Origin of the sequence: Nonomuraea sp. NPDC001636 (assembly GCF_040298265.1) — a bacterium.
In the GTDB taxonomy this organism is placed as follows: domain Bacteria; phylum Actinomycetota; class Actinomycetes; order Streptosporangiales; family Streptosporangiaceae; genus Nonomuraea.
The window spans coordinates 82,893-101,105 of record NZ_JBEOZT010000006.1 but is presented as its reverse complement, the minus strand read 5'-3'; the positions used below and the strand labels follow the sequence as shown (position 1 = coordinate 101,105).

At 73.1% G+C, this 18,213-nt stretch carries 19 protein-coding genes; 15 read left to right on the top strand and 4 right to left on the bottom strand.

Annotation, left to right across the window (positions count from 1 at the left end; genetic code table 11):
* The first annotated feature begins 8 nt into the window (after window positions 1–8).
* Together ABT158_RS14565 and thiI are read left to right on the top strand one after the other, a co-directional pair.
* Window positions 9–662 (top strand): response regulator, encoded by a 654-nt coding sequence (locus ABT158_RS14565; protein ID WP_352353228.1) that lies wholly within the window; start codon window positions 9–11, stop codon window positions 660–662.
* A gap of 66 nt (window positions 663–728) precedes the next feature.
* Window positions 729–1,925, top strand: a complete 1,197-nt coding sequence (gene thiI / locus ABT158_RS14560; RefSeq protein WP_352330713.1) for a tRNA uracil 4-sulfurtransferase ThiI — start codon at window positions 729–731, stop codon at window positions 1,923–1,925.
* A 1-nt stretch (window position 1,926) separates the two neighbouring features.
* On the opposite strand, the gene ABT158_RS14555 is transcribed toward thiI, so the two are convergent.
* Window positions 1,927–2,217 carry a YiaA/YiaB family inner membrane protein gene (locus ABT158_RS14555; protein ID WP_352330712.1) on the bottom strand — a complete coding sequence of 97 codons (291 nt, stop codon included), beginning with the start codon at window positions 2,215–2,217 and terminating at the stop codon, window positions 1,927–1,929.
* Between the two features lie 155 nt (window positions 2,218–2,372).
* Here ABT158_RS14555 and ABT158_RS14550 point away from each other — a divergent pair, with 155 nt between their 5' ends.
* From ABT158_RS14550 to ABT158_RS14540, 3 genes are all read left to right on the top strand, one after another.
* Window positions 2,373–2,969, top strand: a complete 597-nt coding sequence (locus tag ABT158_RS14550; protein ID WP_352353227.1) for a molybdopterin-dependent oxidoreductase — start codon at window positions 2,373–2,375, stop codon at window positions 2,967–2,969.
* Between the two features lie 55 nt (window positions 2,970–3,024).
* On the top strand, window positions 3,025–4,164 hold the full coding sequence (locus ABT158_RS14545; RefSeq protein WP_352353226.1) for a sensor histidine kinase: 1,140 nt from the start codon (window positions 3,025–3,027) through the stop codon (window positions 4,162–4,164).
* Between the two features lie 66 nt (window positions 4,165–4,230).
* Entirely contained in the window at window positions 4,231–4,971 is a 741-nt protein-coding gene (locus tag ABT158_RS14540; protein ID WP_352353225.1) for a LytR/AlgR family response regulator transcription factor, read from the top strand.
* Between the two features lie 628 nt (window positions 4,972–5,599).
* Here ABT158_RS14540 and ABT158_RS14535 read toward each other — a convergent pair.
* Window positions 5,600–6,442, bottom strand: coding sequence for a deoxyribonuclease IV (locus tag ABT158_RS14535; protein WP_352353224.1), 843 nt, complete (start codon window positions 6,440–6,442; stop codon window positions 5,600–5,602).
* Between the two features lie 145 nt (window positions 6,443–6,587).
* Here ABT158_RS14535 and uraD point away from each other — a divergent pair, with 145 nt between their 5' ends.
* From uraD to ABT158_RS14500, 7 genes are read left to right on the top strand one after another with little or no spacing between them, the layout of a single operon-like run.
* Window positions 6,588–7,109 carry a 2-oxo-4-hydroxy-4-carboxy-5-ureidoimidazoline decarboxylase gene (gene uraD, locus ABT158_RS14530; RefSeq protein ID WP_352353223.1) on the top strand — a complete coding sequence of 174 codons (522 nt, stop codon included), beginning with the start codon at window positions 6,588–6,590 and terminating at the stop codon, window positions 7,107–7,109.
* Window positions 7,106–7,405 carry a hydroxyisourate hydrolase gene (uraH, locus tag ABT158_RS14525; RefSeq protein WP_352353222.1) on the top strand — a complete coding sequence of 100 codons (300 nt, stop codon included), beginning with the start codon at window positions 7,106–7,108 and terminating at the stop codon, window positions 7,403–7,405. Before uraD ends, uraH begins: the two co-directional genes overlap by 4 nt.
* Window positions 7,406–8,269, top strand: a complete 864-nt coding sequence (pucL, locus tag ABT158_RS14520; protein WP_352353221.1) for a factor-independent urate hydroxylase — start codon at window positions 7,406–7,408, stop codon at window positions 8,267–8,269.
* Window positions 8,270–8,275: 6 nt separating this feature from the next.
* Window positions 8,276–9,136 (top strand): FAD binding domain-containing protein, encoded by an 861-nt coding sequence (locus tag ABT158_RS14515; RefSeq protein ID WP_352353220.1) that lies wholly within the window; start codon window positions 8,276–8,278, stop codon window positions 9,134–9,136.
* Window positions 9,136–9,606 carry a (2Fe-2S)-binding protein gene (locus ABT158_RS14510; protein ID WP_352353219.1) on the top strand — a complete coding sequence of 157 codons (471 nt, stop codon included), beginning with the start codon at window positions 9,136–9,138 and terminating at the stop codon, window positions 9,604–9,606. The genes ABT158_RS14515 and ABT158_RS14510 overlap by 1 nt, the downstream gene beginning before the upstream one ends.
* Window positions 9,603–10,985 carry an 8-oxoguanine deaminase gene (locus tag ABT158_RS14505; RefSeq protein ID WP_352353218.1) on the top strand — a complete coding sequence of 461 codons (1,383 nt, stop codon included), beginning with the start codon at window positions 9,603–9,605 and terminating at the stop codon, window positions 10,983–10,985. The genes ABT158_RS14510 and ABT158_RS14505 overlap by 4 nt, the downstream gene beginning before the upstream one ends.
* Before the next feature lie 47 nt (window positions 10,986–11,032).
* The gene (locus ABT158_RS14500) at window positions 11,033–11,245 is read left to right on the top strand and encodes an EF-hand domain-containing protein (RefSeq protein ID WP_352353217.1); all 213 of its coding nucleotides are present in this window, start codon (window positions 11,033–11,035) and stop codon (window positions 11,243–11,245) included.
* Window positions 11,246–11,372: 127 nt separating this feature from the next.
* Here ABT158_RS14500 and ABT158_RS14495 read toward each other — a convergent pair whose 3' ends face one another.
* Complete coding sequence (locus ABT158_RS14495) at window positions 11,373–12,524, bottom strand: winged helix DNA-binding domain-containing protein (RefSeq protein ID WP_352353216.1); 1,152 nt, start codon at window positions 12,522–12,524, stop codon at window positions 11,373–11,375.
* A 340-nt stretch (window positions 12,525–12,864) separates the two neighbouring features.
* Here ABT158_RS14495 and ABT158_RS14490 point away from each other — a divergent pair, with 340 nt between their 5' ends.
* Genes ABT158_RS14490 through alc form a run of 3 tightly spaced genes read left to right on the top strand, consistent with a single transcriptional unit; the run spans window position 12,865 to window position 16,262 of the window.
* A complete protein-coding gene (locus ABT158_RS14490) occupies window positions 12,865–14,007 on the top strand; it encodes a glycerate kinase (protein ID WP_352353215.1) in 1,143 nt (380 codons plus the stop codon).
* A complete protein-coding gene (gene allB / locus ABT158_RS14485; RefSeq protein WP_352353214.1) occupies window positions 14,004–15,314 on the top strand; it encodes an allantoinase AllB in 1,311 nt (436 codons plus the stop codon). The genes ABT158_RS14490 and allB overlap by 4 nt, the downstream gene beginning before the upstream one ends.
* Window positions 15,315–16,262, top strand: coding sequence for an allantoicase (alc, locus tag ABT158_RS14480; protein ID WP_352353213.1), 948 nt, complete (start codon window positions 15,315–15,317; stop codon window positions 16,260–16,262).
* A 9-nt stretch (window positions 16,263–16,271) separates the two neighbouring features.
* Here the strand turns inward: alc and pknB are convergent, their stop codons facing one another.
* The gene (gene pknB, locus ABT158_RS14475) at window positions 16,272–18,197 is read right to left on the bottom strand and encodes a Stk1 family PASTA domain-containing Ser/Thr kinase (RefSeq protein WP_352353212.1); all 1,926 of its coding nucleotides are present in this window, start codon (window positions 18,195–18,197) and stop codon (window positions 16,272–16,274) included.
* Between the last annotated feature and the right edge of the window lie 16 nt (window positions 18,198–18,213).

The window sequence follows — 18,213 nt, the reverse complement described above, 5'->3', positions numbered from 1 at the left end:
GTGACGTCATGGTGCGGGTCATGGTGGTGGACGACCATCCCATGTGGCGCGACGGCGTGGCCAGGGATCTGTCCGAGGCGGGCTACGAGGTCGTGGCCGTGGTGGGGGAGGGGCGGCAGGCGATCAGGGCGGCCGCGGCCGTACGGCCCCAGGTCGTCGTGCTGGATCTGCGCCTGCCCGACATGTCCGGCGCGGAGGTGGCCGCCGGGCTGGCCCGGGCCGAGCCGGCGCCGAAGGTCCTGGTGCTGTCGGCCAGCGCCGAGCAGGACGACGTGCTGGCGGCCGTCAAGGCGGGCGCGTCCGGCTACCTGGTGAAGTCGGCGAGCCGGGAGGAGTTCCTCGACGCCGTCCGCCGCACCGCCGAGGGCGACGCCGTCTTCACGCCGGGCCTGGCCGGGCTGGTGCTCGGGGAGTACCGGCGGCTGGCCGCGCGCCCCGCCGCCGGACGCGCCGGCGACGACGGCCCGAGGCTGACCGAGCGCGAGACGGAGGTGCTCAGGCTGGTCGCCAAGGGCCTGACCTACCGGCAGGTCGCCGACCGCCTGGTGCTCTCGCACCGCACGGTCCAGAACCACGTGCAGAACACGCTGAGCAAGCTCCAGCTGCACAACCGGGTGGAACTGGTCCGATATGCGATCGAGCAGGGCCTCGACGCGGACTAAACTCGATGGGTCGCGGCGTTGCCTTCCTACGGCCGCGCTTTCCCCGTCTTCCCCGGAGGTTCCACCATGACGATGTCCGCCCTGGGCGAGCCATGCGTTCTGCTCAAGCTGGGCGAGATCGTTCTCAAGGGCAAGAACCGTGAGCTGTTCGAGCGCCGCCTGATCGACAACATCCGCTTCGCGCTGCAGGATCTCGGCCTCAAGACGGACGTGCGCCGGCGCCACGGCGTCGTCGCGATCTTCCTGCCCGAGGGGTCGGACGTCGAGCAGGCCGACGCGGTGGCCCGGCGGGTCGCCGACGTGCCCGGTCTGGTGTGGATCCACCGCGCCTGGCGGGTGGCCAAAGACCCCGACACCGTGCTCAAGGCCGGCCTGGAACTGATCCGCGACCGCGAGGAGGTCGCCCGCGGGGCCCGCTTCGCGGTGCGCTCCCGCCGCCGCGACAAGCGCTTCCCGCTGCGCTCCAACGAGCTCGACCGGCTCGTCGGCGGCGCGATCAACGACGAGTACCACCTGCCCGTCGACCTGAAGAACCCCGAGCTGACCGTCTTCATCGAGGTCGACCGGGACGAGGTGTTCGTCTTCACCGACGGCATCCCCGGCCAGGGCGGCCTGCCGGTCGGCAGCAGCGGCCGGGCGCTGGTGCTCATGTCGGGCGGCATCGACTCGCCGGTGGCGGCCTACCGGATGATGAAGCGCGGCCTGCACGTCGACTTCCTGCACTTCTCCGGCATCCCGTTCACCACCTCCGAGTCGATCTACAAGGCGTACGCGCTGGTCAGGAAGCTCGACAGGTTCCAGGGCAGGTCGCGGCTGTGGGTGGTGCCGTTCGGCAAGGCGCAGCAGTCGATCCGCAACTCGGGCCAGGACCGCCTGGCCGTGATCGCCCAGCGGCGGCTCATGCTCAAGACGGCCGAGGAGGTCGCCCACCGCATCCGCGCCGGCGCGCTGATCACCGGCGACGCGCTCGGCCAGGTCTCCTCCCAGACGCTGGCCAACATCACCGCCCAGGACAACGCGGTCGACCTGCCGATCCTGCGTCCGCTCGTGGGCTGGGACAAGACCGAGATCATGGCCGAGGCCCGGCGCATCGGCACGCTGGAGATCTCGGAGCTGCCCGACGAGGACTGCTGCTCCCTGCTGGCTCCCAAGCGCGCCGAGACGCGGGCCAAGATCGACGACCTCAAGCAGATCGAGAAGCGGCTCGACGCCGAGGAGCTGTGCGTGCAGCTCGCCGACTCGATCCAGGAGTACACGCTGTAGCTCAGGCCGCGTCGACCTTGAACGGGTCGTGCTCGGCCAGCAGCTTGTCCAGCCTGGCCTGGTCCACGCGGTTGGTGACCTCGGCCAGCTCCTGCCGGTCGCGGACGACCTTGCACAGGTTGACCGTGGAGGTGACCACGTACAGCAGGCCGAGCGCGAGGAACGCCCTGATCCAGCCGGAGGCCGGCAGGTAGATCAGGGCGATCACCACGGACGACACGGAGACGGCGAACGACAGGACCGCCTGGACGTAGAACGCGGCGGTCTGCGTGGGACGGATGGGCTTGCTCATGAGTTCATGGTGATCTCGCAGGCCAGGCCGTCGCATGGGGTTTCGTACTCAAGTTACTCCTGAGTACGAAAGGCCCGGGCGCAGCCCCGGACGCGGGGCGCGGGCGGGCCGATGGCAGGATGGCCCAAGACCCGAGATCGGTGAGGGGAGTGATCGTGGAGGAGTCGCGCCTGCCTCCAGGCCAGTACGTCCCGCGCGGCCGCCCCGTGATCCACTACGGCAGGGTGCCCGCGTTCAAGCCGGACAGCTGGGACTTCCGCGTCTTCGGCGCCACGGCCTCCGGCGAGGAGCACTGCCTGACGTGGGGAGACTTCGAGCTGCTGCCCCGGGACACGCGCGTCGCCGACTTCCACTGCGTCACCAAGTTCTCCCTCATGGCCAACGAGTGGCGGGGCGTCACCCCGGCCACGATCATGGAACTGGCGCCGCCCGACCCCGGCGTGCGCCACGTCATGATCTGGGCCGAGTACGGCTACAGCGCCAACCTCCGCATGTCCGACTTCGCCGCCCCCGACACCCTGTTCGCCACCGAGCTGGACGAGAAGCCGCTCAGCCCCGACCGCGGTTTCCCCGTCCGCATCGTGGTCCCCCACCTGTACGCGTGGAAGAGCGTCAAATGGGTGCGCGCCGTCGAATACCTTCTGGAGGACCGGCGCGGCTTCTGGGAGGAACGCGGATACCACAACCTGGCCGACCCCTGGCGCGAACAGCGCTACTCCTACCAGGAGGAACCCGGCGAGGGCCCCCCGTAGACTTCGCTGCGGGTTTCCACCCGAACACGACCGGTTATTGGCTACGGTTTGGCGCATGCAGACCACCGCATGCGTGGCGCTCTCCCTCCTGCTCTTCCTCCTCGGCTACGCCTGCGCCAGGACGCGCCGCCCGGCGCTGCCCGAAGGCGGCGGCAAGCACGAGGCCACCTTCACCGCGCTGCACGTCGCGGGGCTGGCCGCGCCCGCCCTGCGCGGCGGGCTCGACCGCGACTCGGCGCGCAAGGCCGTACGCCACCTGCACGCGCTGCTCGGCACCCGCGCCGTCGCGATCACCTCCACCGACGCCGCGCTGGCCTGGAACGGCCCGTGCACCGACGACGTGCTCACCTACGCCCGCACCACCCTGGCCGCCGGGCGGGCGCAGGTGTTCGCCGGGCGGCCGTACGGGGCCGTGGTCGTGCCGCTGACCGTGGACGACACGGTCGTGGGCACGCTGGCGGCCTTCGACGAGGAGGTCAGCGCGGCGCTCGTGCGCGCCGTGACCGAGCTGGGCCGCTGGGTGTCGGGGCAGCTGGAGCTGGCCGACCTCGACGCCTCCCGCAGGCGGGCCCTGGAGGCCGAGATGCGCGCCCTTCGCGCCCAGATCTCGCCGCACTTCGTCTACAACGCGCTGACCACGATCGCCTCGTTCGTCCGGACGAACCCCAAACGCGCCCGCGAGCTGCTGCTCGACTTCGCCGACTTCTCCCGGTACGCCCTGCGCCGGGCCCACGACTTCACCACCCTGGCCGACGAGCTGACCTGCGTCGACCGGTACCTGCTGCTGGAGCGCGCCCGCTTCGGCGACAAGCTGCGCTTCAGCCTGCAGGTCGCGCCCGAGGTGCTGCCGGTGCCGGTGCCGTTCCTGTGCCTGCAACCGCTGGTGGAGAACGCCATCAAGCACGGCATGCGCGGCCGGCGCGGCGGCGGCGAGGTGCGGGTCGTGGTCCGCGACGCCGGCCCCGAGGCCCACATCACCGTCGAGGACGACGGCACCGGCATGGACCCCGAGTGCGCCAGGCGCATGCTCGACGGCGAACCGGCCCGCGAGGGCGGCGGCATCGGCCTGGCCAACGTGGACCTGCGCATGCGCCAGATCTACGGCGACGGCTACGGCCTCGTCGTGGAGACCGCCCTCGGCGTCGGCACCCGGGTACGGCTACGCGTCCCGAAGAGGCAATTTACCTCATTGTAGCCAATTCCTTACGCTGAGCTGGCGTGTCGCTTGTGACCTCTGCTTTCATACGGCAGCGTGGAGGCCATGCTGAGGGTCCTGGCAGTCGACGACGAGGTGCCCGCTCTTGAGGAGCTCGCCTACCTGCTGCGCCAGGACACGAGAATCGAACACGTCGCCACCGCGGCCGACGGCGTCACCGCGCTGCAGGACATGGTGCAGATGATCGGCGGCGGCGAGCGGCTCGACGCGATCTTCCTGGACATCCGCATGCCGGGCCTCGACGGGCTCGACCTCGCCCGGCTGGTCGGCGGCTTCCCCAGCCCGCCCAAGCTGGTGTTCGTCACGGCGCACGAGGAGTGCGCGGTGCAGGCGTTCGAGCTGGAGGCCGTCGACTACCTGCTCAAGCCGGTCCGGGCCGAGCGCCTGGCGGAGGCGGTCAGGCGGCTGGAGGCGGCCTCCGCGCCGCTCGCCGAGCCGAGCCAGGACGACGTGATCCCGGTCGAGCTGGGCGGCCGCACCAGGTTCGTGCCGCAGCAGGCCATCTGGTTCGCCGAGGCCAAGGGCGACTACGTGCGGCTGCACACCGGCGACGGCAGCTACCTCGTCCGCATGTCGCTGGCCGCGCTCGAACGCCGCTGGTCGGAGGCGGGGTTCATCCGCGTCCACCGCAGCACCCTGGTCTCGGCCCGGCACGTCAGCGAGCTGCGCTTCGAGGGCGGCCGGGTCACGCTCACCGTCGGCACCGAGACGTTGCAGGTCAGCCGGCGGCACAGCCGTCAGGTGCGCGAGCAGCTCGTCCGCCAGCATCGCGGCGTCTTCTCCTGACCGCCGGCCGGCCGGCGTCCCCGCGGGCTGGTGCCGATGGGTGGGCGTGAAGCTGGGCGTGTCCGGCGGGCGCCGGGCGGGCGCGGGCCTCGGCCGCCGGGCGGTCCGCCGCCGCGATGGTAAAAGATTCCCCAGGTCACGTCGGGGTCGGGCGCTTGGCGCCGGTTCCCGCGACGCCATCCAAGGGCCTGCCTCTCGCCGCGAGGACCCATGAATCAGCCGTTCGTCGCTCCCCGGTGACCGCTCGCCGTCCGGACACCCTCCGTATGTCGATGACTACAGACCGTTCAGCGAGCTGACCGTAAACAGGGTTTCGCCCACAAGATCGCGACCGTAGTGTTTCGGCATCGGAAGCCACCCGGCGCATCGGGGGGGACGGGCCGCAAGGCCCAAGCAAGGGCCTGATGCGTCGGCTTCACCGGTGACCAACCAGGTCACCACGGCTGTCGGGCCTTTGACCGGGGGGTAGGGCCCGCCTGCCGATCAGGTGAGGGGGCGCCTGCGGAGGCCACGGACCCCGGCCCCGCGATCCGGCCTTCGGGGGCGGCCGGATCGTGCGAGCAGGCGCCCCTATCACGATTGCTGACCAGAAGGGGCTTTGATCCCCGTTGCCGGGGATCGCGCCGGGTCAGCCCTCGTCGCGGAGCTTCTTCAGCAGCTCGATGTCCTCGCGGTGCTTGTCGGCCTTGCCGGGCGTCTCAATGCAGATCGGCACGCCCGCCACCGCCGGATGCCGCATGATCTCGGCGAACGGCTGCGCGCCGATGTGGCCCGCGCCGATGTTCTCGTGCCGGTCCTTCTTGGCCCCGCACACGTCTTTGCTGTCGTTGGCGTGGATGAGCTTGAGCCGGCCCGGCGCGATGGCGTGCAGGGCGTCGAACGTCTCCCGCACCCCGCCCTCGGCGGCCAGGTCGTGGCCGGCGGCGAAGGCGTGGCAGGTGTCGAGGCAGACGCAGGCCCGCGGGTGCCACTCGAGCGCGGCGAGGTAGGGCTCCAGGTCCTGGACGGTCGCGCAGAGCATCGCGCCCTGGCCCGCCATGGGCTCCAGCAGCAGGTCGGGGCCGCCCTCGGGGATCTCGTCGAGCAGCGGCAGCAGGGTCTCGCGGATCTGCCGCAGCGCGTCGTCGCGGGACTGCGTGACGGCCGAGCCGGTGTGGACCACGACGCCCTTGGCGCCGGTCTCGACCCCGCGCCGCAGCCCGTGGCGGACGACCGCGACGGAGTTGGCCAGGGTCTCGGGGTTGGGCGAGCCGAAGTTCACCAGGTACGGCACGTGGATGAACGCGGTGACGCCGGACTCGGCCAGCTTGGCGTCCTCGGCGGGCTTGCCGTCGTTGAGCGCCCAGCCGCGCGGGTTGGTGACGAACACCTGGATCATCTCGGCGCCGATCTCGGCCATGTACTTCAGGCCGCCGGTCGCCAGGCCGCCGGTGACGGACACGTGCCCGCCGATCAGGGATGTCAAGGTCATGATGGCTCCCAGTGTAGGCGCAGCTCAGGGGCGTCCCGGCCGGGGCCGGGTTGGAGCATGACACGAAAAGTCCTGGCCATCCCGTTGCGTACTTGGGAGTTCTCACGGATGGACCGGGAGCCGGGCCCGTGTGTGTACTGCTGACATGTCCAACTCCCTGGCCGGGTTCAACCGGCGGCCGCGCGCGGAGGCGGAGGCGGAGCTGCTGGCCTGCTGCGCCTCCCGCGCGTTCGCCGCGGCGGTGGCCGCCCGCAGGCCCTACGCCGCCCGCGAACGGCTCGCCGAGGCCGCCGAGACGGCGGTGCGCGAGCTGACGTGGCCCGACGTGCTGGAGGCGCTGGCGGCCCACCCGCGCATCGGGGAACGCCCGTCCGGGGACGGCCGGGAATCGCGCTGGTCACGCCAGGAGCAGGCGGGCGCGCACGCGGACGCGCCGGAGGCCGAGGAGCTGCGGGCCGAGCTGGCCGCGGGCAACCGCGCGTACGAGCAGCGGTTCGGGTACGTCTACCTGGTCTGCGCCGCCGGCCTGAGCGGGGCCGAGCTGCTGGCCCGGCTGCGCGCCCGGCTGGACAACGACGAGGAGACCGAGCGCGGGGTCGTCCGCGACGAACTGGTGAAGATCACCCGGCTGCGGCTGGGGAAGCTCATGGAAGGGGAGGGGAGATGAGCTTCTCGACGCACGTCCTGGACGCGGTCTCGGGCCGCCCGGCCGCCGGGGTGCATGTCCGGCTGGAGCACGAGGGCCGCGTGCTGGCCCGGGGCAGCACCGACGACGACGGCCGGATCAGGGGCTGGGACACCGGGGAGGGCGTGCACCGCGTCGTCTTCGACACCGGCGCCTACCTGGCCGACACCTTCTATCCCGAGGTGGTCATCGCCTTCACCGTCACCGACGCCGGAGCGCACCACCACGTGCCGCTGTTGCTCAGCCCGTACGCCTACTCCACCTACCGAGGGAGCTAGATGACCGTCAAGCTGGGCCCCAACCGTTACGGCAAGGCGGAGACCAGGCTGGTCCACGTGGTCAGGGAGGGGGCCGTCCACCACCTCAAGGACATCAACGTCAGCACCTCGCTGTCGGGCGACATGGAGGAGGTGCACAGGAACGGCGGCAACGCCGCCGTCCTGCCCACCGACACGCAGAAGAACACCGCCTACGCCTTCGCCAGGAAGCACGGCGTCGGCGAGATCGAGGACTTCGCCCTCTTACTGGCCCGCCACTACGTCTCCGCGCACCCGTCCATCCACCACGCCCGGGTGGAGATCGAGGAGTACGCCTGGAACCGCATCCCCGGGCAGTCGCGGCACTCCTTCGTGCGCGACGGCGGCGAGGTGCGCACCTGCGTCGTCCACCACGACAGGGACGGCCGCACCACCGTCGTGTCCGGCCTGACGGACCTGGTCGTGCTGAACACGACCGGCTCGGAGTTCCACGGCTACATCGTGGACGAGTACACCACCCTCCAGCCGACGACCGACCGCGTCCTGGCCACCGCGGTCACCGCCCGCTGGCGGCACGCCGGGACGGGCGGGCGCCCGCCGTACGCGGAGGTGCGCGCCTGCCTGCTGGACGCCTTCGCGCAGACGCACAGCCTGTCGTTGCAGCAGACCCTCTACGCGATGGGCGAGCGGGTGCTGACGACCTGCCCGCAGGTCTGCGAGGTGCGGCTGACGCTGCCGAACAAGCACCACTTCCTGGTCGACCTGTCGCCGTTCGGCCTGGACAACGAGAACGAGGTCTTCTACGCCGCCGACCGTCCCTACGGGCTGATCGAGGGCAGTGTGCTGCGTGAGGACGCACCCGACGCGGGATTCGCCTGGGAGTGAGGACGGATGGACTTCTTGCGGCCCACCACGTGGGCTGAGGCGCTGGCCGCCAAGGCGGACCGGCCCGGAGCGCTGCCCGTCCAGGGCGGCACCGACGTGATGGTCGAGATCAACTTCGACGTGCGCAGGCCGGAGGCGCTGCTCGACCTCAACCAGGTGGCCGAGCTGCGCGAATGGCACATGACCGACGGGATCTGCCGGATCGGGGCAGGCGTCACGTACGCCACGGTCGTCGACGAGCTGGGCGGCGTGCTGCCAGGACTCGCGCAGGCCGCGCGCACGGTCGGCTCGCCGCAGATCCGCAACCGCGGCACGGTCGCCGGCAACCTCGGCGCGGCCTCGCCCGCGGGCGACAGCCATCCGCCGCTGCTGGCGGCGGGCGCGGTCGTCGAGGTCGAGTCGCGCGAGCGCGGCACCCGGCTGATCCCCGCGGCCGAGTTCTACCTCGGGGTCAAGCGCAACGCTCTGGAGCCGGACGAGCTGATCAGGGCCGTGCGCGTCGAACCCGCCCAGGGCCCCCAGTACTTCTCCAAGGTCGGCACGCGCAACGCCATGGTGATCGCGGTGTGCTCGTTCGCGGTCGCGCTGCACCCGGGCGAGCGGCGGGTCGGCACCGGGATCGGCTCGGCCGCGCCCACGCCGCGCCGCGCCCTGGAGGCGGAGGACCTGCTGGCCCGGGAGCTGGACTGGCACGCCCCGCTCGACCCCGCGCTGCTGGCCCGCTTCGGCGAGCTGTGCGCGCGGGCCGCCGCGCCGATCGACGACGTGCGCGGCACCGCCGCCTACCGGGTGCACGCGGTCGGCGTGATGGCCCGGCGCACGCTCACCTGGGCCTGGAACGACCACCTCGCGAGGAGGGCCGCCTGATGCGCCTGAACGTCACCGTCAACGGCCGCGCCCACAGCGTGGACGACGTCTGGGAGGGGGAGAGCCTGCTGTACGTGCTGCGCGAGCGGATCGGGCTGCCCGGCTCCAAGAACGCCTGCGAGCAGGGCGAGTGCGGCTCGTGCACGGTCTACCTCGACGGGCTGCCGGTCTGCTCGTGCCTGGTCGCCGCCGGGCAGGCCGAGGGGCGGCGGGTGCGCACGGTCGAGGGGCTGGCCGCGGGCGACCGGCTCGACCCGGTGCAGGAGGCGTTCGCCGAGTGCGGGGCCGTGCAGTGCGGGTTCTGCACCCCGGGGCTCGTCGTACAGGCCCATGACCTGCTCGAACGCGTGCCCCGGCCGTCCGACGCGGAGATCCGCGAGGCGCTGGCGGGCAACCTGTGCCGCTGCACCGGCTACGAGAAGATCCTCGACGCGGTCCGGCTGGCCGCAGCGCGGAAGGCGTCCCGATGACCCTGCTGATCGAGAACGTGCACATCGCGCCCGTCGCCGGCCCCGAGATCCCGTCCGGACACCTCGTCGTCGAGGGCGACCGGATCGCCGCGCTCGGCCCCGGCCCCGCGCCCGCCACCCCCGGCGCCCGGCGCGTGGACGGCTCCGGCTGCCTGGCCACCCCCGGCCTGGTCAACACCCACCACCACCTCTACCAGTGGGCCTCCCAGGGGCTGGCCCAGGACGCCACCCTGTTCGAGTGGCTGGTGGCGCTCTACGACGTGTGGGCCGCCATGGACGCCGAGGTCGTCAGGGGCGCGGCCACGGCCGGGCTCGGCTGGCTGGCGCTGTCCGGCTGCACCACCTCCAGCGACCACCACTACGTCTTCCCCAAGGGCCGGGGCGACCTGCTCGCGGCCGAGGTCGAGGCGGCGCGGGAGATCGGCCTGCGCTTCCACCCGGCGCGCGGCTCGATGGACCTGGGCCGCTCGCAGGGCGGGCTGCCGCCGGACGAGGTGGTCGAGGCGCTCGACGACGTGCTGGCCGCGACGGCCGAGGCGGTGGACGCCCACCACGACCCGTCGCCGTCGTCGATGGTGCGGGTCGCGGTCGCGCCGTGCTCGCCGTTCTCGGCCGGCGCCGAGCTGATGACCCAGTCGGCGGCCCTGGCCAGGGCCAAGGGCGTCCGCCTGCACACCCATTTGGCCGAGACGCTCGACGAGGAGGAGCACTGCGTCGAGCGGTTCGGCCTGCGTCCGGTCGAATACATGGACAAGCTCGGCTGGCTGGGGCCCGACGTGTGGCTCGCGCACGCCGTGCACCTCAGCGACGCCGACATCGCCAAGCTCGCCCGCACCGGCACGGGCGCGGCCCACTGCCCCTCCTCCAACGGCCGCCTGGGCGCCGGGATCGCCCGCGTGTCGGAGATGCTGCGCCAGGGCGTGAACGTCGGCCTCGGCGTGGACGGCAGCGCCTCCTCCGAGCTGACCTCGCTGGCCGGGGAGATGCGGCAGGCCCTGCTGTTCCAGCGGGCCAGGTACGGCCCCCGCGCGATGTCGGCCCGCCAGGCGCTGGAGCTGGCCACCCTGGGCGGGGCGCGCAACCTGGGCCGCGAGGCCGAGCTCGGCTCGCTGGAGCCGGGCAAGCTGGCCGACGTCGTCCTGTGGCGGACCGGCGGGCCCTTCGGCGCCGCCGTGGCCGACCCGGTGTGCGCGCTGGTGTTCGGGCCCCCGCCGCCGGTGGCCCGCGTCCTGGTCGGCGGCCGGACCGTGGTCGAGGACGGCGAGCTGCGGACGACGTCCCACGACGCGGCCGGACGGGCGGGCGCCGAGGCCCACCGCAGGCTGATGCGGCTGGCGGCCGAGCGCGGGCACTCGGCGGGCAGGGAGGTCCAGCACTAGGGTGGTGAATGTCCGGAACGTGGCATTCAGTACCGAAAGGCGGTCCCGTGTCGGCAGAACTCCCCGGTGAGCGGCTGGCGCAGCTCAAGAGTGCCTTCGCCGAGATCGACACCGACGGCGACGGCTTCGTCAGCGAGGCCGAGCTGAAGCGGCACTTCCCCGACCTGCCCGCCGAGGCCCTCGGCGCGCTGAGCCAGGAGGCCGACTCCGACCAGGACGGGCGCTACTCGCTGGAGGAGTTCATCCGCGCGGTCTCCTGACGCCCTGCTCCGCCGGCGCGCGCTTCAGAGGCGTGCGCTGACGCCCTGCTTCGCCGGCGCGCGTTCCAGGGGCGTGCGCTGACGCCCTGCTTCGCCGGCGCGCGTTCCAGGGGCGTGCGCTGACGCCCTACTGCGCCAGCGCGCGTTCCAGGGGTGTGCGGAAGCGGGGTGTGATCCGCACGCCGCCGAGCCAGGAGGCCAGACCGGCGATCTCGGCCTCCACGGCCGCCACGGCGTCGGAGCCCAGGTCGGTGAGCGCCCGCCACACGATCTCGCCGCCGGGCCGCTGCCCCCAGCCGCCGACGACCCGCCCGTCCCACCACACGGTCGGGCCGACGTTGCCGCTGCGGTCGAACAGCTCGGCCCGGTGCTCCTTCGGCAGGTACCAGTCGCGGCCCTGCCAGCCCATCGGCGTGGGGTCCAGGGCGGGCAGCAGCGCCGCCCACGGCTCGGGCTCGGGCGTGTCGTCCAGATCGCCGGGCAGGACGTATCCCGCGCCTTCGTCCAGCTCGACCTCGACCGCGCCGACGGCGGCCAGCGCGGCCCGCACCTCGCGCAGCGTCCAGCCGGTCCACCACTTGACGTCGGCCTCCGTGCCGGGGCCGAACGCGGCCAGCCAGCGGCGCACCAGCTCCGCCTGGGCCTGCGGGACCGTGGTCGCGTCCATGGGCGGGGCGACGGCCCACAGGTGCTGCGTGCTCGTCCACGAGCCGGACGGGCGGCCCTGGCGGACGAGCCGGCCCTCCATGCCCATCAGCGTGATCAGCCGCTGCCCGACGCTGTGCACGGCCTCGTACGGCTTGCCCACGGCCACCCGGAACTGCTCGCGCAGCCGCGGCTCCAGCACCCCCAGCCGGGCCGCCGTCGCCGTGCCCTCCGCCGCCAGGACGCGCAGCACCGACGCCTCCACGTCGGCCAGCCACGCCTCGTCCCAGCCGCCGGCCGCGGCGAGCTCCTTGACCAGCGCCTTGCGCACCCTCGTGGCGACCGCGAGCGTGGAGGAGTGGTGCACGACGGGCACCAGCGCCGCCGGGACCACGAACACCGTGCGGCGCATCCCGTGCATGCGCACCAGCGTGCGGTCCTCGTACAGGGCCCGCTCGACCGGCGCGGTCCCGGGCGCGGTGAGCCGGGCGCCCGCCGACAGGAACACCGTCGCCGGGTCGGTGGCGTGCAGCGCCACCACGGACGCCGTCGCCTCCTCCGGGGTCGCCGCCTTGGCCGCCAGGCTGTGGCGCACGCCCAGCCGGCGCCGCCTCTCCCGCTCAGATATGCGCATCAAACGCCTCCTTACGGGATGTGAGCCTAATTGGAGGATCACACACCTCAGAACCCGTCAGAACGGCTCAGGTTCGTGCTCGCGGCCCATGGGCGGCGGGCGCGGGCGCCTGTTTCACTGAGGGCACCTTCTCTGAGGGCACTTTCATTGAGGGCACTTTCATTGAGGGCGCTTTCACTGAGGGCACTTTTCACTGAGGGCGCCTACCCTCGGCCGCCGCCGGCCGGGGGGCTGATGTGATGATGAGTCACGCCTTCCTGCCCGCTCGCACCGGGCAGGAAGGCGTGTCCGGCCATTGTTCAGCATCTTGTGGGAGTTCGTAGTGGTAAAGCAGGTTCTGGTGGCACCCGACAAGTTCAAGGGCTCCCTCACGGCCGCCGAGGTCGCGGCCCGGGTGTCGGCGGGGCTCGGGGTGCCCACGGTCGAGCTGCCGGTCGCCGACGGCGGCGACGGCACCGTCGAGGCGGCCGTGGCCTGCGGGTTCGACCGCGTCACCGTGGAGGTCACCGGGCCCACCGGCGAACGCGTGCGCGCGGCGTACGCCTGGCGGGAGGCCGGCGGCGCGCCGACGGCCGTGGTCGAGCTGGCCGAGGCGTCCGGGTTGCGGCGGCTGTCCGCCGGGCCGGCCCCCTTGACCGCCACCTCCTACGGCACCGGAGAGCTGATCGCCGACGCCCTGCGCAGGGGCGCCCGGCGGATCGTCCTCGGGCTCGGCGGCAGCGCGTCCACCGACGGGGGAGCGGGCATGGTCCGGGCGCTCGGCGCCCGCCTGCTGGACGGCGACGGCGCCGAGCTGCCCGACGGCGGCGCCGCGCTGCGCGGGCTGGCCCGCATCGACCTGTCCGGGTTCGCCGACGTCTCCGGGGTGGAGTTCGTGGTGGCGGGCGACGTGGACAACCCGCTGCTCGGCCCGCACGGAGCCGCCGCCGTCTACGGGCCGCAGAAGGGCGCCGGCCCCGAGGACGTCAAGGTGCTGGAGGCGGGCCTGTCCCGGCTGGCCGCCGTCGCCACGCAGACCCACGGCCTGGTCGGCGCCGTCGAGCACGACGACACCCCGCGCGCCATGGGCGTGGCCGGAGCCCCCGGGGCGGGCGCGGCGGGCGGCGTCGGGTTCGCGGCGCTCGCCTTCCTCCACGCCGAGCTGCGGCCCGGCATCGAGTACCTGCTCGACCTGCTCGGCTTCGGCGCGCTCGTCCAGGACGCGCGACTGGTGATCACCGGCGAGGGCTCGCTCGACGAGCAGTCCCTGCGCGGCAAGGCGCCGATCGGCGTGGCCCAGGCCGCGGCCAGGGCGGGCGTGCCGGTGGTCGCGGTCTGCGGCCGGCGCACCCTCGGCGACACCGAGCTCAAGGACGCCGGCATCGAGGCCGCCTACGCCCTGACCGACCTGGAGCCCGACCCGGCCCGGTGCATGGCCGAGGCCGGGCCGCTCCTGGAACGCCTGGCCGCCCGCGTGGCCGCCGAGCACTTGGAGGGCAGATGACCGTGCACGACCTCGTCGTCCGCTCCCGCAGGGTGGTCACGCCCGAGGGGGAGCGGGCCGCGGCCGTGGCCGTGCGGGGCGAACGCGTCCAGGCCCTGTACGACTACGCCGAGCCCCTCGACGCCGCCGAGGACATCGACCTGCGCGACCTGCCCCTGCTCCCGGGCCTGGTGGACACGCACGTGCACGTCAACGAGCCGGGCCGGACCCATTGGGAGGGCTTCGCCTCGGCCACCAGGGCGGCCGCCGCGGGCGGCGTGACCACGATCGTCGACATGCCGCTCAACTCCCTGCCGCCGACCGTCAGCGTGGAGGCGCTGGAGACAAAGCTGCGGGCCGCCCGCGGGCAGTGCCACGTGGACGTGGCGTTCTGGGGCGGCGCGGTCCCCGGCAACCTCAAGGAGCTGCGGCCGCTGCACGAGCGCGGCGTCCGGGGCTTCAAGTGCTTCATGTCCCCGTCGGGCGTCGAGGAGTTCCCGCCGCTCGCCACGGCCGAGCTGCGGGCGGTGCTGACCGAGGTGGCCGGGTTCGGCGGGCTCGTCGTGGTGCACGCCGAGGATCCCGAGCTGCTGGCCGAGCCGGGCGGGCCGACGTACCGGGAGTTCCTGGAGTCGCGGCCGGGGGCCGCCGAGCGCAGCGCGGTCGCCCGGGTCGTCGCGCTGGCCGCCGAGACCGGCGCGCGCGTGCACATCCTGCACGTCTCCAGCGCCGAATGCCTCGACGTGCTGGCGCGGGCCCAGGCCGACGGGGTGGCGGTCACGGCCGAGACCTGCCCCCACTACCTGACGCTGGAGGCCGAGCAGGTGCCCGAGGGGCGCACGGCGTACAAGTGCTGCCCGCCCATCCGCTCGCGGGCCAACCGCGAGCTGCTGTGGGACGGCCTGGCCCGCGGCGTGCTGAGCAGCGTCGTCTCCGACCACTCGCCCTCGCCCGCCGACCTGAAGGTGCCCGACTTCGCCGCCGCCTGGGGCGGCGTCGCCTCCCTCCAGCTCGGCCTGTCCGCGGTCTGGACGGAGGCCGCCCGGCGCGGCCACACCCTCGCCGACGTCGTCGGCTGGATGTCGTCGGCCCCCGCCGCGCTGGCCGCGATCCCCGGCAAGGGCGCGATCCGCCCCGGCGGCGACGCCGACCTGGTCGCCTTCGACCCCGACGCCGACAACCCGGTGGACGCCGCCCGCCTGCACCACCGCAACCCCGTCACCCCCTACCACGGCCGCGTGCTCAAGGGCGCGGTGCTGACCACCTGGCTGCGCGGCCGTCCCGTGGACGGCGAGCCGCACGGCCGCCTCATCCTCGGGGAGCAGTAGATGCCCGGCTTCACCGCCCTGCCCGACCTGGCCCTGCGCACCCTCGGCGGCGCGGTCGTGGCGGCCAGCGACGAGTCCTTCGCCGAGAAGGAGAGCCTGATCAGGCCGGGCCGCCCCGGCTTCCGCGCCGAGACGTTCGGCAACAAAGGGCAGGTGTACGACGGCTGGGAGACCCGCCGCCGCCGCACCCCCGGCCACGACTGGGCGCTGGTGCGGCTGGGCCTGCCGGGCGCGATCCGCGGCGTGGTGATCGACACAGCCTGGTTCAAGGGCAACTACCCGCCGTACGCCTCGGTCGAGGCCGCCGCCGTGCCCGGCCATCCCTCGCCCGCCGAGCTGGCCGCCGCCGACTGGACGGAGATCGTCCCGAGGACCGCGCTCAAGGGCGACGCCGAGCACCGCGTCGAGGTCACCGGCGACGACACCCGCTACACCCACGTACGCCTGAACATGTACCCCGACGGCGGCATCGCCCGCCTGCGCGTGCACGGCGAGGTACGCCCCGACCTGTCCGTCTACGAGGGGCTGAGCCTCGACCTGGCCGCCCTCCAGAACGGCGGCCTGGTCACCGCCTGCTCCGACGCGTTCTACTCCGCGCCGAACAACGTCATCGCCCCCGGCCTGGCCCGCCACCAGGCGGAGGGCTGGGAGACCGCGCGCCGCCGCGAGCCGGGCAACGACTGGCTGCTCATCCGCCTGGCCGGGCCGGGCCTGGTGCGCCTGGCCGAGATCGACACCACGAACCTGATCTTCAACGCCCCCGGCCACGTCGCGCTCACCGGGCTGTCCGGCGGGCGCGAGGTCACGCTGCTGCCGAAGACCCGGTTGCAGCCCGACACGCCCCACCGCTTCCGGCTCGGCCACTCCGAGCCGGTCACCCACGTACGGGTCGACATCTACCCCGACGGCGGGCTGGCCAGGGTGCGCCTGCACGGGCACCTGGCCTGACCCGGCGCGCTACTGCCAGAGGAAGACGGTCGCGCCGGGCGGCCGCTCACTGTTCGGTAACGGCCGCTGGTACTGCACGACGCCGCCGTTGGCCAGCCGCTGGACCCGTACGTGGAAGCCCAGCGACTCCAGCTCCGACTTGGCGTCCTTGACGTTCTTGCCGATGACCGCGGGCACCAGGCGGAAGTCCTGGTCGTCGCGGGCCTCGTTGTCGCCCTTGAACCAGTCCCAGAAGTCGGTCTGGCAGCGCGCCACCGTGATCATCGCGGGGGTGCCCTTGTCGACCTCGGACTTGGCCTTCGGCGCCTGGGCGATGACCGTGCACGGCTCGGCGTCGTCGTCGACCTCGTTGACCTGCACCTGGAAGCCCTGGCCGCCGAGGTAGGCGGCGGCCTCGTCCTTCGGCATGCCGGTCACGTCGGGCATCACCATGCCGGCGCTCACGAAGATGCCGACCTTCGCGCCCTCCTTGACCTTCTCGCCGGCCTCGGGGGAGCTGCGGATCACCTTGTTCCGCTCGACCTCGCCGTTGGGCAGGCGCTTGACGCTGCCCACGGTGAGCCCGGCCTCGGCGATCTTGACGCGGGCCTCGTCGCTGGTCAGGCCCCTGACACTGGGGACGATCACCCGCTTGGGGCCGAGCGAGGGCACCAGCGTGATCGTGCTGCCGCTCTCCACCTCGGTCTTGCCCTCGGGGTCGGTACGCAGCACCAGCCCCTCGGCGGTGTCCTCGTTGTACTCGCCGGCGACCTTGTTGACCTTGAAGCCCTTGCTCGTGGCTGCGCGCTCGGCGACCACCACGTTCTGGCCGACGAGGTCGGGCACCTGCACGTACTGGGTCTGGGAGAAGTACCAGCCGGTCACCGCCACCGCGACGACCATGACCGCGGCGAGCAGGACCAGGAACCAGTTGGGCCTGAACGAACGCCTGGGCGCCGGCGGCGACACCGGCGGCGGCACCTCGGCGCGCGGCTGGATCAGCGTGTGCGCCGGCGCGGCCAGCGGCATCGACGGGGCGCCCGCGCCGCTCGGCCGCGGCGGCATCGACTGGTTGAACACGGCCGTCATGGCCGGCGGGGTGCTCAGCCGGGGCAGCATCCGGTGGGCGTCGACCGCCTCGACCAGCATCGCCGTGGCGTCGGCCGGGCGGTCGTGGGGCTCGCGGGCCGTGGCGTGCCCGACCAGCGTGTCGATCAGCGGCGGCACCTCGGGCACCAGCGACGACGGCGGCGGCACCGTGTCGTGCACGTGCCGGTAGGCCACCGACATCGGCGTCTCGCCGTCGTAGGGCTGCTGCCCGGTCACCAGCTCGAACAGCATGATGCCCGCGGCGTAGACGTCGCTGCGCACGTCGGCGCCGCCGGTGGTGACCTGCTCGGGCGACATGTAGCCGATCGTGCCGATCATCACGCCGGTACGGGTCTGGTTGGTCGCCTCGATCGCCCTGGCCAGCCCGAAGTCGACGACCTTGACCCGGCCGTCGTCGGTCATCAGCACGTTCTCGGGCTTCACGTCGCGGTGGACCATCCCGGCCTGGTGGGCCGCGCCCAGGGCGGCCAGCACCGGGATCATGATCTCCAGCGCCTCGCGGGCGGGCAGCCTGCCGCGCTCGCGCAGGATGTCGCGCAGCGTGCGGCCCGGCACGTACTCCATCGACAGGTAGACGACGTCGGTGTCGGTGCCCTGGTCGAAGACGTGCACCACGTTGGGGTGGGACAGGCTGGCCACCGACTTGGCCTCGCCGATGAACCTGCGGACGAACGCCGGGTCCTCGGCGAGCGAGCGGTGCATGACCTTCAACGCGACAGTGCGATCCAGCCGGACGTCGAGCGCCAGGTAGACGGTCGCCATACCGCCCCGGGCGATCCGGCTCTCGATGCGGTAACGCCCATCGAGGAGCCGCCCGACCAGGGGGTCCGCAGTCGTCTTATCCACCACCCCCCAGAGTTTA